At 69.6% G+C, this 12771-nt stretch carries 10 protein-coding genes; 3 read left to right on the top strand and 7 right to left on the bottom strand.

Features of this window, described 5'->3' with window-relative positions; genetic code table 11:
- Nucleotides 1-14 precede the first annotated feature (14 nt).
- The 3 genes from LPC04_RS06275 to LPC04_RS06265 form a co-directional block, all read right to left on the bottom strand.
- Nucleotides 15-1265 carry a D-alanyl-D-alanine carboxypeptidase family protein gene (locus LPC04_RS06275; protein ID WP_275681327.1) on the bottom strand — a complete coding sequence of 417 codons (1251 nt, stop codon included), beginning with the start codon at nt 1263-1265 and terminating at the stop codon, nt 15-17.
- A 153-nt stretch (nt 1266-1418) separates the two neighbouring features.
- Nucleotides 1419-2441: a S1/P1 nuclease gene (locus LPC04_RS06270; RefSeq protein ID WP_275681326.1), complete on the bottom strand. Its 1023-nt coding sequence runs from the start codon at nt 2439-2441 to the stop codon at nt 1419-1421.
- 70 nt (nt 2442-2511) lie between these two features.
- Entirely contained in the window at nt 2512-5022 is a 2511-nt protein-coding gene (locus LPC04_RS06265; protein WP_275681325.1) for a TonB-dependent receptor, read from the bottom strand.
- Between the two features lie 347 nt (nt 5023-5369).
- On the opposite strand from LPC04_RS06265, the gene LPC04_RS06260 reads away from it, so the two are divergent.
- Together LPC04_RS06260 and LPC04_RS06255 are read left to right on the top strand one after the other, a co-directional pair.
- Complete coding sequence (locus tag LPC04_RS06260; protein WP_275681324.1) at nt 5370-6164, top strand: SDR family NAD(P)-dependent oxidoreductase; 795 nt, start codon at nt 5370-5372, stop codon at nt 6162-6164.
- Between the two features lie 105 nt (nt 6165-6269).
- Nucleotides 6270-8414 carry a prolyl oligopeptidase family serine peptidase gene (locus LPC04_RS06255; RefSeq protein WP_275681323.1) on the top strand — a complete coding sequence of 715 codons (2145 nt, stop codon included), beginning with the start codon at nt 6270-6272 and terminating at the stop codon, nt 8412-8414.
- Between the two features lie 28 nt (nt 8415-8442).
- Here the strand turns inward: LPC04_RS06255 and LPC04_RS06250 are convergent, their stop codons facing one another.
- The gene (locus LPC04_RS06250; RefSeq protein ID WP_275681322.1) at nt 8443-9549 is read right to left on the bottom strand and encodes a retroviral-like aspartic protease family protein; all 1107 of its coding nucleotides are present in this window, start codon (nt 9547-9549) and stop codon (nt 8443-8445) included.
- A 7-nt stretch (nt 9550-9556) separates the two neighbouring features.
- Entirely contained in the window at nt 9557-10228 is a 672-nt protein-coding gene (locus tag LPC04_RS06245) for a TetR/AcrR family transcriptional regulator (RefSeq protein WP_275681321.1), read from the bottom strand.
- A gap of 94 nt (nt 10229-10322) precedes the next feature.
- Between LPC04_RS06245 and LPC04_RS06240 the strand changes: the two genes are divergently transcribed.
- Nucleotides 10323-10973, top strand: a complete 651-nt coding sequence (locus LPC04_RS06240) for an O-methyltransferase (protein ID WP_275681929.1) — start codon at nt 10323-10325, stop codon at nt 10971-10973.
- Nucleotide 10974: 1 nt separating this feature from the next.
- Here LPC04_RS06240 and LPC04_RS06235 read toward each other — a convergent pair whose 3' ends face one another.
- Together LPC04_RS06235 and LPC04_RS06230 are read right to left on the bottom strand one after the other, a co-directional pair.
- Nucleotides 10975-11685 carry an SDR family NAD(P)-dependent oxidoreductase gene (locus LPC04_RS06235; protein WP_275681320.1) on the bottom strand — a complete coding sequence of 237 codons (711 nt, stop codon included), beginning with the start codon at nt 11683-11685 and terminating at the stop codon, nt 10975-10977.
- Between the two features lie 146 nt (nt 11686-11831).
- Nucleotides 11832-12743, bottom strand: a complete 912-nt coding sequence (locus tag LPC04_RS06230) for a LysR family transcriptional regulator (protein WP_275681319.1) — start codon at nt 12741-12743, stop codon at nt 11832-11834.
- Nucleotides 12744-12771 lie beyond the last annotated feature (28 nt).

The following is a 12771-nucleotide window of genomic DNA, read 5'->3' as shown; positions in this document are numbered from 1 at the left end:
CGAGCGGCGTCGCGTCACTTCGAGAACCAGCCCGAGATGCGCTGCCCGATGCGCTGGAAGAACCCGGCGCGCTCCACGGCGGCCAGCGCGACGACCGGGGCTTCGCCGACGGGCTTGCCGCCCGCGGTGGCCACGACCTTGCCGATGACGGCGCCCTTGGCGATCGGCGCCTCCAGGTTCGGGTTGAGCGTGACGGTCGTCTGGATCGTCGCGGCCTGGCCCTTGGGCACCACCAGCGTCAACGCCTGCGCGGGCCCCGCGGCCACGGTGGGCAGCACGCCGTAGTGCACCTTGGCGGTGGACAGCGTCGCGCCCGCCTGCACCGGGGTCGCCTCCTCGAAGTTGGCGTAGCCCCAGTTGAACAGCACGCGCGTCTGGTCGGCCCGCGCCTGCTTGCTGTCGGCATTCATGATCACCGAGATCAGGCGCATGTTGCCGCGCTTGGCGGACACCGTCATGCAATAGCCCGCCTCGTCGGTGTGCCCGGTCTTGAGGCCGTCGACGGTCGGGTCGGTGTACAGCAGCTCGTTGCGGTTGCCCTGCTTGATGCCGTTGTAGGTGAACTCGCGCTCGGCGTAGATCGGGTAGTACTCGCCGCTGTTGCGGATGATCGCCGCGGCCAGCACCGCCAGGTCGCGCGCGGAGGCCTTGTGGCTCGGGTCGGGCAGGCCGGTCGAGTTCTCGAAGTGCGTATGGGTCATGCCCAGGTGCGCGGCCTCCGCGTTCATCTGTGCCGCGAAGGCCGACTCCGAACCGCTTAGGTGCTCGGCCAGCGCCTTGGCCGAGTCGTTGCCCGAGTCGACGACGACGCCGCGCAGCATGTCCATCAGCGAGGCCTGCGTGTTGAGGGGCACGAACATGCAGCTGTCGCCGTGCTTGCCGCCCTCGCACCACGCGCTCTGCGACATCGTGACCGGCTCCGTCGGCTTGAGCTTGCCGCTCTTGAGGCCTTGCTCGACGAGGTAGCTGGTCATCATCTTGGTCAGCGACGCCGGCGGCAGCGGTTCGTCCGCGTTGGAGCCGCCGAGGATCTGGCCCGTGTTGAAGTCCATCAGCACCCAGGCCTTGTTGGCGAGCACGGGCACGGCGTTGCCGTTGGCGTCGGTCGTCGTCGAGAGCTCGGCGGCCGCGGCCGGCTTGCGGGCGGCGGCGTGGGGCTTGGGCTTGGGATGCGGCGCGCCGGAGGCGGTGCCGGCCAGGGCGGCGAGGGCCGCCGCGGCGATGAGGGAGGGAAGCAGTCGGGCAGTGCGGGAACGGGTGGTCATTGAGCTGTGCTTCGTGAAGAAGCCGGGTCGCAGCCCCGGTCGGTCCGGGGCCTGGGAGTGGGGCGCGGCGGCGCGTGGCCGTGCTCGACAGGGAGCGTCCGCGTGGCGTGCCGCCGATTGTGACGGATTTGGCAGCCGCGCCCGCCCGGCGCCCTACGGCCAGACGGTCTTCAATGCCTGCGCCAGGCGCGCGCCGGCCTCGGTCAGCTGCTGCTTCTTGACCGCCGTCATCCAGTCGTCGTAGTGCCCATCCAGGCTGACGCTGCGGACGCCGTTGGCCTGCGGGCCGAACGCGAGATCCCGGAGCGCCCCGCGCGCCCGCGCGAGCGTCTCGTCGGCCCAGCTCGTCGACCAACCGTCGATCGGCCCGCGCGACGGCGGCACGGCGCGGGCTTGCGCGACCCAGGCGTCGTCGACGTGCGAGGAGCGCAGCGATTCCGGGACGGCGTCCCATCGCGAATGAAGATTCTCGGCGCGCCCGCTGGCCGCGACATGGTTGGTCGTGATGGTGTTGCCGCCCTGGGTGGACGTCGCGCGGTCGAAGCGGTCCGGCGAGGGGTCGACGACGTGGCCCTGCGCGTCCAGGTACACCGCACCGACGTGCAGCGGCTGGTGGATGTCGCCGACGTAGTGATCGAGCAGCAGCAGCGCCTCGCGCTTGTCCTTGATGTCGAACGGCGCCGGCGCGGGTTGGCCCCTCAGCACGCGGATCGTGGCCGTGATCGCCGCGACGACGTCGAACTCGCGCGTGCCCACGTCGCCGAGGCGGTAGTGCTCGCGCTGGATCGCCTCGTCGGTGTAGTGATATTCCTTGTGGCAGGACTCGTCGCCGGGCTCGCGCGGGCAGTTGGTGTCGTTGCGGCGCACGAAGTCGATCATCCCGGCCTCGCCTTCGGGGGTCTCGAAGATCGCGCACTCCGGATACTTGCCCGCGGACGTATAGGCGTAGTCCTTGCGCGGATCGACGCCCTTGGCGCAGTCGGCCCAGACGGCGGCCTGTTCGAGGGTCAGGCCGCCCAGCAGCTGGCGGACGTGGGCTTCGGCATCGGTGCCGGCGATGAGGCGGTCGGCGATTGCGCCGACGGTGTGGTGGCCATCGGGGCCCCAGGCGTGGGCTGCGGAAGTGAGGAGCGCGATCGCGAATGCGGCCGCGGCTCGGATGAGACGGAGGGTCAATTCGGTTCCCGGAATGTTGAAGGCCCGCGTCTCCCCGGGCCTGTTCATTGTGTCGCTTGGTCGCGGCCGATCAGAAGAACGACGCGCTCAGGCTGACCATGAAGGAACGCGGTGCCAGCAGGTTGTAGGTCGCCGGGGTGACGTAGCTCGGGTCCTTGCCGGTGGTCGGATCGGCCACCCCATGGTTGCCCTGGAACGTGGTGGCGTTCGCGTAGGTCAGCGCCTTCTTGTCGGTCAGGTTGGTCACGTTGAGCTTCAGCTTCGGGCTGCGCAGCCAGGTCGCGAAGTCGTCGAAGTTCCAGCCGGCGTCGAAGTTGAACGTCTTGTAGCCAGCCGCCTTCTCGGTGTTGACCCAGTCGCCCCAGAAGCTGCTGCGGTAGCTGCCGTTCAGGTTGGCCCAGAACGGGCCGTGGGTGAAGCTGCCGCCGAGGTAGAGCGTGTGCTTCGGGACGTCGACGAAGGACTTGCCGGCGGTCGCGTACGTGCCGTCGCCGATGGTGGCGGTGTTGTCCATGATCGTGGACTTGGTGTACGCGTACGACGTGTACACGCTCAGGTCCTTGTAGAGCTTGTAGCTCGCCTCGGCGTTGAAGCCGCGCTGCTGCAGCTTGTCCACCGACACGAACACCGTCTGGGCGCTGGCCGAGTCGTAGCCGGAGACCTGCTTGTTCTTCAGGTTGGAGGCGTAGGCGTCGGCGCTGGCCGACAGGTCGCTGCCGTAGTAGCGCCAGCCGAGGTCCAGCGTGTCGGCGGTCTCGGGCTTGTTGTTGGCAATCGCCGCGAGCTGCGCCGCCGTGATGCCGCTGAAGGGCAGCTCGTTGGGGTTCTGCTTGTAGAACTCGAGCACCGCGTTGCTCTGCGTGATGACGCCGTTGACCGGCGCACGGAAGCTCTTGCCGTAGCCGAGATAGAGCTGGTTTTCCTTGTTGACCTGGAACTTCAGGCCCGCCGACGGGGTGAACTTGTGCCAGTTGTCGGCGGAGTAGCCGCCGAACTGCTGCGTGTAGGCCGGGCCGCCGGTGGCGCCAAAGTGCTGGAAGCCGTAGCCGTTGCGTTCGACGTTGGTGTAGGCGCCGGCGACGGTCACCGTCAGCTGGTCGGTCGGCGTCCAGTCGTTGCTGAGGAAGCCGCGCGTCAGCATCGTGCTGGTGGAGTCGACGTAGTTGTACTGCGGCGCGCCGTTGGCCGTGTAGGTCACCAGGTCGTTGTTGCCCCAGACGCTCAGCGGATTGAGGGTCGCGTCGACGCGCGAGTAGTCCTGCGATTGCTTCTCGCGCGCGGAGTCGACCCAGAAGCCGTAGGTCAGCGTGTCGTTCTCGCCGAAGTCCTGCGTCAGCTTGGCGATCACGCCCGGACGCCACGTGGTGGACGCGTTGTACGCGTAGGTCATCACCTTCTTGTTGTTCGTGACAGCGCCGTCGCCGTCCAGGTCGTAGTTGACGTAGCCGAAGCGGTTGACGTTGCCGGCCGCCGTGTTCTCGCTGAAGGTGAAGCCGGTGCTCGCGCCGCCCATGCCGTACTGGTAGTAGGGCACCACCGACAGGTGCATCGTCTTGCTGATCGTGAACTCGCCGTCGAAGCTGAGCAGGTAGTCGCGGAACGGGTTCTGGTGCAGGCGGTAGTAGTTGGTGTCGGTCAGCGACGTCGGCGTGGCGTCGTAGTTCGTGTCGTAGCCGGTGGCCGCGATCTGTGCCTTGCTCAGCTTCGCGTAGCCGCCGACGCGCACTTCCCGGTTCCACTGGATCGAGGCCGAGATCGAGTTCTGGGCGTCGATGGTCCAGACCGACTTGCCGTCCATCTTGTCGACCTTGGCGTTGCCCTTGCCGCGCCACAGGTCGGTGGTGTTGTTCGAGTACGAGAACCACGAGCGCAGCGCGCCGGTGTCGCCGGTCTGCCAGCGGAAGAACTGGCGCTTGTACTGGTGGCTGCCGAAGGACAGGCCGGTGTCGAGGCCCGACTTGTGCGACGGGTCGATGGTCGACCACGCGATCGTTCCGCCCGCGGCGCCGGCGACCGCCTGGTCGACGTCGGGATAGCCCTGCAGCACCGTGATGTCGTTCATGTTCTCGGTGTCGCCGTACTCCGTCGCGTACACCGTGTAGCTGCCGCTGTCGTTGACCGGCGCGCCGTTGACCGTGACGCCGATCTCGTCGTTGGTGAAGCCGCGGATCGAGTAGTTGGCGTCGAACAGGCCCGACGGGTCGTCGGTGATCGCGACGACGCCCGGGATCGAGCCGATCATCTGCGCATAGTTCGCGCCCGGCGCCGCCTTCTGGATCGCCTCGCGGGTGACCGTGGACACCGCCTTGGGGGCCTCCTGCACCGTCATGAGGCCGCCGGCGATCGACTTCTGCCCCGTCACGGTGACCTGCTGGTTCGCCTGCTCCAGCGCGCGCTGCGTCGTGTTGGCGGTGGTGGTGTTGGACGTGCTCGACGTGTTGGCGCGCTGCGTGGTCCTGGCTTGCTGCGCATCACCGTTTTGCGGTGCGGGAGTGGCCGTGCTGGTGGTGTCCTGCGCATGCGCGGTGGTGCAGATCGCAACCACGGCAAGGGCCATCGGGTTCAGGGGAAAGAGTCGCATTGGAGTTCTCGGAGATCGTGGAAGGGGATCCGGATTGCACGATTCGTGCCACGAAGCCAACCCGCCTTCACGAGGCAAAGGGAGTCTCGCGCGGGCGCCGCCAGGGCGTTCGCGTTCGAAGCGAGGTGGGTTTGGTCGATGGCGGCCGAGCGTGCGGCGACCCGGAAAGCCGGCGCATTGTTCCGGCGCCGCGTGACAGAGTCGTTACATTGGCGCGGATGCAACGGCAGGGCGCGAGACGGGGTCGACGGGCCGCCCCCGCGGGCCGCGTGGACTATGGGCCTGCGCGCCGTCGCGGGCGTCGGAGAACGATAGATTCGACGACTCGATCTTCACCGGAGGACAGCATGGATCTCGGACTCAAAGGCAAGCGGGCGCTCGTGACGGGATCGACCGCCGGCATCGGGCTCGCCGCCGCGCGCGCGCTGGCGGCCGAAGGGGCCGTCGTCACCCTCAACGGCCGCAGCCGGGATCGCGTCGACAGCGCCGTCGCCGCGCTGCGCCGCGAGGTCGCGGGGGCGCGGGTCGACGGACTGGTCGCCGACCTGAGCGGCGCCGCCGGCTGCCAGGCGCTCGTCGCGCAGCTGCCGGACGTCGACGTGCTGGTCAACAACATGGGCATCTTCGAGCCCAAGCCCTTCGAGGACATCCCGGACGAGGACTGGATGCGCTTCTTCGAGACCAACGTCATGAGCGGCGTGCGGCTGTCGCGGCACTACGTCGGCGGCATGCGGGCGCGCAACTGGGGCCGGATCGTGTTCGTGTCGAGCGAGTCGGGCCTGCAGATCCCGACCGAGATGATCCACTACGGCGTCACCAAGACGGCGCAGCTGGCCGTCGCGCGCGGCCTGGCCGAGACGCTCGCGGGCACCGGCGTGACCGTCAACAGCGTGCTGCCCGGGCCCACCGCGTCCGAGGGCGTGGGTGGCTTCGTGGCGCAGCTGGCCAAGGACCGCGGCGTCGACGTGGCCACCGTCGAGCGCGAGTTCTTCGCGACCGCCCGCGCGTCCTCGGTGCTGCAGCGCTTCGCGACCACCGACGAGATCGGCTCGTTGATCGCCTACGTCTGCAGCGCGCGGGCCTCGGCCACGACCGGCGCGGCGCTGCGCGTGGACGGCGGCGTGGTGCGGTCCATCGCGTAGGCGGCGCGATCCGACGGACGGCCGATTCCGGGGTCCGGACGACGGCGTTCGCCCCCGGTCGCGATGCGATGATCGGCGACCTCGATCAACCGGCCGCCACTGCCCATGCCCCGCCTGACCTTGCCCGCCCGCGCCGCCTTCGTCGTCCTGCTCACCGCCGGCGCCGCGCTGGCGCAGACCGCCCCGGCGTCCGCCGGCGCGTCGTCGCCCATCGCGGCGGACGCCGATCCCTACGTCTGGCTCGAGAAGGTCGACAGCCCCGAGGCGATGTCCTGGGTGCGTGCCGAGAACCAGAAGTCGCTGGCGGTGCTGGAGGCCGATCCGCGCTTCCCGAAGTTCAACGAGCAGGCCCTGGCCATCGCGCAGTCGAACGAGCGCATCCCGTTCGCGCACCAGATCGACGGCAAGCTCTGGAACTTCTGGCAGGACGCGCAGCACGTGCGCGGCATCTGGCGCGCGACGCCGCCCGCGGACTACGACGCCGGCGGCGCGCCCGCCTGGAAGACGGTGCTGGACCTCGACAAGGTGGCCGCGACGGAGCACGCCAACTGGGTCTGGCAGGGCGCGCAGTGCGAGGCGCAGCACGAGAACATGTGCCTGGTCTCGCTGTCGGACGGCGGCGAGGACGCGGCCACCGTGCGCGAGTTCGACCTGCGCAAGGGCCGCTTCGCCAGCGGCGGCTTCGTGCTGCCCAAGAGCAAGCAGAGCGCGGTGTGGGAGAACCCGAACTCGCTGGTGGTCGCACGCGAGTGGAAGCCGGGCGAGCTGACGGCCTCGGGCTACGCCTACGTCGTCAAGCGCCTGCGCCGCGGCCAGCCGCTGTCGGCGGCCACCGAGATCTTCCGCGGCCAGCCGTCGGACGTGCAGGTCGCCGTGTCGACGCTGGACGACGCGAAGGGCCACCACGCGTTGCTGATCCAGCGCGGCGTGACCTTCTTCGAATCGGAGACGTCCCTGGTCACGCCGGCCGGCATCAGGAAGCTCGCGCTGCCTCGCAAGGCCACCGTCGTCGAGCTGTTCGACGGCCAGCTGATCGTCAAGCTCGACGAGGACTGGGCCACGGGCGGCGCGCAGTTCAGCCAGGGCATGCTGGTGGCCGTCGACCTGGCGCAGGCCATCGCCAGGCCGGACGCGCTGCGCGCGACCGTCGTGTTCGCGCCCACCGCGCGCCAGGCCGTCGAGCAGGTCTCGGGCACGAAGACGGGGCTGGTCGTGACGACGCTGGACAACGTGCGCGGCCGCGCCACCGTCTTCACGCGCTCGAAGGACGGCGCCTGGACGCCGACCCCGATCGCGCTGCCGGACAACACCGCCGTCGACATCAGCGACACGTCGATGCACACGGGCACGGCCTACCTCACGCTGGCCGGCTTCCTGCAGCCGCAGAGCCAGTGGCGCGTCGACGCGTCGGCGCAGGCGGGGCAGCTGCGCTCGCTGCCGGCGCAGTTCGATGCGTCGCGCGACGAGGTCGAGCAGTTCGAGGCGACGTCGACGGACGGCACGAAGATCCCGTACTTCGTCGTGCATCCCAAGGGCATGGCGCTCGACGGTTCGCATCCGACCATCCTCTACGCATACGGCGGCTTCCTGGTCTCGCGCACGCCGCAATACCTCGGCACGATGGGCAAGCTGTGGCTCGAGAACGGCGGCGTCTACGTGCTGGCCAACATCCGCGGCGGCGGCGAATTCGGGCCGGCCTGGCACGAGGCGGGCCTCAAGACGAAGCGCCAGATCATCTACGACGACTTCGCCGCGGTGGCGCACGACCTGGTCGACCGCAGGATCACCAGCACGCGCCACCTGGGCATCATGGGCGGCTCCAACGGCGGCCTGCTGATGGGCGTCGAGATGACCGAGCATCCGGACCTGTGGAACGCGGTCGACATCCAGGTGCCGCTGCTGGACATGCTGCGCTTCGAGCAGATCGCCGCCGGCGCGTCGTGGGTGGGCGAGTACGGCTCGGTGGCCAATCCGGACGAGCGCGCCTTCCTCGCGAAGATCTCGCCGTACGCCAACCTGCACCGCGACGTGAAGTATCCGAAGGCGCTTGTGTGGACGACGACCAAGGACGACCGCGTCGGTCCGCAGCACGCGCGCAAGTTCGCGGCGCGGCTGTCGGAATACGGCATCCCGTATTACTACTACGAGGTCATCGAGGGCGGCCACGGCGCGGGCGCGAACCTGAAGGAACGCGCGCACACCAGCGCCATCGAGTACACCTACTTCGCGCGGCAGCTGATGGACCAGTGAGCGGCCGCCGGCGCCGCGCGCGCCGGCCTCAGGCGCCGCCGCGCGGCGTCATCGTGAGGAACTCCACGCCCTGCGCGCGCGACGAGCGCAGGTCGAAGTGCGACAGCGACGACTGGCCCAGCAGCGCGATGCAGTGCACGCAGCGCACGGCGGGGACGTCGTGCAGCACGTAGGGCCCGACGGTCATCGATGCGATCCGGATCCCTTGCGCCGTCACCTTGCGGCCATCGGCGGTCGTCATCGTCACCACCGGCTGCAGCACGCGGTACTCGGCCTTGGACTCGTCCAGCAGTTCGGGCGTGACGGTGGTCACCGTGGCGCCGGTGTCGACCAGGAACGCCTGCGAGCGCCCGCTGCCGAGCGCGACCGGCGCGTAGAAATGGCTGCCGAAGGCGGGCAGGCGCAGCGACTTCGCCTCCGAGCCGGCGGACGCGCCCGCCGCGCCGGTCGTCAACACCGACTCGATCGCGATGCGCTGTCCCTCGAAGTAGCCCGGGTGCCCGCCGGCGGCGGCGTCGGCGTCGAAGCTTTCGAGCAGCGAAAGCGCCTCGTACGGCTTGCCCTGGGCGACGAGCAGCTTGGCGAGCTTGCCGCGCACGTCGACCAGCTTGGGCACGATGGCCAGCGACTTGTACGACCAGTCGACCGCCTCGGCGTCGCGGCCCATGCGCGCGAGGCTGTCGGCGTACCACGCGAAGAGGTCGTAGGTGCCCTCGCCGCCGTCGATGGCACGCTTGAACTCGATCACCGCGTGGGCGTCGTCGTCGCGGTGGTGCATCACCAGGCCCAGTTGGGCACGCGCGACGCCGTCGTCGGGATGGCGCTTGAGCAGCGTCGTCAGCGTGTCCTGCGCACAGGCCAGATCGCCGTCGCGCTCGCAGGTGGCCACGCGCGCGCGCAATTCGTCGGTGGTCAGCGGCGGCCCGAATTTCTGACGCCACAGCGATCGCACGTCCGCATGCACGGCCAGTGCGCCCAGCCCGATCGCGGCCATCAGGACCGACGCGAGCACGAAGGTCTTGACGTGGGAGCGATCGCCGCCGCTGTCCCACGCGGAGCGCGGTGGCCGCAGCGGGCTCTCGTTGCCGGCGGGCGAGGGATCGGGCAGCGCGGGGTCGAACGTGGGCTCGGGCATCGGCCGATTATCTGCGCGGCCCCGCGCGTGGCCGGGCCGGCGCCCGCGCGGACTGCCCGAGATTCGTGAGATACGCACAGAACATGTCGGCCATCGCGTCCGAATACCGGGCGATCTCGCGCGCGGTGCGCGGCGCCTCCGAGAATTCCTTGCCGACCGCGCTGAGGGTCGTCTTGATCAGCTCGCCGGCGAGCGCGCGCATGGCGGGGGTCGCGTCGGGCAGGGCTTCGCGCATGAAGGCCTTGAGGACGCCGTCGCTCGCCGCGCGCACCTCGCGTGCCTCGGGCGCGTCGCGATACAGCGGCGCGGCGTCGTTGAGCGCGACGCGCATGCCGGCCTCGTCGCACTCGGACTTGACGAACTGGTGCACCAGCCGGCGCAGCCGTTCCAGCGGCGGGCGGGCGACGTCCCGCAGCGTGTCGTGCAGCATGCGGGTGGTCTGCTGCCACTCGTCGGCCTGCAGCCGGAACAGGATCGACGCCTTGTTCGGGAAGTACTGGTAGATCGAGCCGACGCTGACGCCGGCCTTCTCGGCGACGCGCGTCGTCGTGAAGCGCTGCGCGCCTTCCTTGGCCAGAACCTGAAGGGCGGCCTCGAGGATCGCCGCGACGAGGTCGTTCGAGCGGGCCTGCTTCGGCTTCTTGCGCGAGGAGAGCTGCGCGTGCTGGCGGTCGGTCATGGTCGTGTCCCGGAATGCGAATGGGAAACCTGAAGGATTCTTCATATTATTCCGGCATCCACTTCGAAAGGAAAGTCCCTTGACCAACACCCTGATGTCCGCCCCCGTCGCTCCCTTGCTGGCGCGCCTGTTTGCCGAGGCCGACGCGGCCTCGCCCGCGCTGCGCGCGATGGCCGCCGAACTGCCGCCCGGCGAGCTCGCGCGCCTGATGCGCAGCAAGACCGACTACATCGAGTTCTATTCGCGCCTGAAGGACCAGCCGCTGCCGGTCTCGCGCGCGACGGGCACGCTGCTGTACATGCTCGCGCGCCACGCCGGCGCGCACGCGATCGTCGAGTTCGGCACGTCGTTCGGCCTGTCGACGCTGCACCTGGCCGCGGCGCTGCGCGACAACGGCGGCGGCCACCTCATCACCTGCGAGTTCGAACCCTCGAAGGTCGAACGCGCGCGCGAGAACCTCGCCGCCGGCGAGCTCGTCGACCTCGTCGAGATCCGCGTCGGCGACGCGCTGCAGACGCTTCGCAGCGGCCTGCCCGACGCCATCGACCTCGTGCTGCTCGATGGCGCGAAGGCGCTCTACCCGCAGGTGCTGGACCTGCTGGAGAGCGGCCTGCGCCCCGGCGCGCTGGTCGTCGCCGACAACGCCGACGACAGCCCTGAGTACCTGGCGCGCGTGCGCACGCCGGGCGGCGGCTGGCTGTCGACGCCGTTCGCCGAGGATGTCGAGGTGTCGATGAAGCTCTGACTCAGTGACCGGCCGCCTGGCCGCCGTCGACGTGCAGCGTCTCGCCCGTCACGAAGCCGGCGGACTCGAGGTACAGCACCGCCTCGACGATGTCCGACATCTCGCCCATGCGGCCCACCGGATGCAGGCCGGCCAGCGTGGCGTGCGTCGCCTCGGGGTGCATCGGCGTCTTGATGATGCCGGGCGCGACGGCGTTGACGCGGATGCCGCGCTTCGCGTACTCGATGGCAAGCGAGCGCGTCGCGGAGTCGACGCCGCCCTTGGTGAGCGATGCCAGCACCGACGGCACGTTGGAGTTGGCGTTGTCGACCAGGCTCGTCGTGATGCTGACGACGTGGCCAGCGTTGCGCTTCTCCATCTCGGCGATGGCCAGCTGCGTGACGTGGAAGAAGCCGGCCAGGTTGGTGCTCAGCACCGCGCGGTAGTCCTCCGCGGTGTATTGCGTGAAGGGCTTGGCGATGAAGATGCCGGCGTTGTTGACGAGCGAGTCGATGCGCCCGAAGCGGGCGATGCCTTGCGCGATCACGCGCTCGGCGACCTCGCGCTCGCCGATGTCGCCCGCGACGGCGAGCACGCCTTCGTCGGTCGACGGCGCGATGTTTCGCGAGTTGGCGACGACGAAGAACCCGCGCTCGCGATACGCCTTGACGAGCGCCGCGCCGATGCCTTGCGATGCGCCGGTGATGACGACGACTTTCTGGTTTGCAGCCATGATGATTGTCCTTGCAGGTGTGTGGAGGACTCCGCTTTTCGGAGTCGTCGGCCGCGACGTGTGGCCGATGCAGGTCAATCTATGGCGTTCCGCGCGATAAGCGAATAGCCGCGCGGCGGCAGACACTCTTCCGATTCGCGAACGATTCAGGCCGAAGCGGGCGCGAAGGCGGGCCGCAGCCGCGGCACGGCGAAGTCGACGAAGGCGCGCACCTTGGGCACCGACAGGCGCCCGTGCGGCGAGACAAGGTGCACCGGCAGCGCCGGGTATTCGTCGTCGGCGAGCAGGATCTCCAGCTGGCCCGCGGCCACCTCGCGCGCGACGTGGTACGAGAACATGCGCGTGACGCCGCGGCCTTCCACGGCCGACGCGACGGCCGCGCGGATGCTGTTGACCACCAGCCGCGGCGTCAGCGCGATGGCGCGCGGCACCGACGAGCCTGCGAGCGGCGGGAAGGTCCAGGAGTCGAGGCCGAAGTGCGTCATCGCGATGATGCGGTGTTCGGCGAGATCGGCGGGCGTGGCGATCCTCGGATGCTTCGCCAGGTATCGCGGCGCGGCCGCGACCACGCGCCGCACCTCGCCGACGCGGATCGCGACCAGCGTCGAGTCGGCCAGGTGCGCCAGGCGCAGCGCGACGTCGATGCCCTCGTCGATCAGGTTGGCGGGGCGATCGAGCAGGTGCAGGCGGACGTTGACCTCGGGATGCTTGTCCATGAACGCCTCGATGATCGGCCGCACGAGATCCTCGCCCGCGGCCACCGGCGCGGTGACGGTCAGCGTGCCGCGCGGCGCCGAGCGCTCGCCGGCCGCGACCATGTCGGCCTCCTCCAGATCGACCAGGATGCGGCGGCAGGCCATCGCATAGCGCTCGCCGGCCTCGCTGAGCTTGATCGAACGCGTCGTGCGATGCAGCAGCGCGGCGCCGACGTGCTCCTCGAGGAAAGCGATCGCGCGGCTGACCGCCGCGGGCGACTTGCCCAGCTTGCGGCCCGCGCCGGCCAGGCTGCCCTCGTTCAACGCGGCCACGAACACCTTCATGGCATCGATCCGATCCATCACTCTTCCTTGCTGCGCAACACTGAGT

It is taken from the genome of Scleromatobacter humisilvae (assembly GCF_023231945.1).
GTDB classification, from domain to species: Bacteria; Pseudomonadota; Gammaproteobacteria; order Burkholderiales; family Burkholderiaceae_C; genus Scleromatobacter; species Scleromatobacter humisilvae.
Note: the sequence above shows the minus strand (reverse complement) of the source record. Positions and strands in the feature narration are given on the sequence as shown.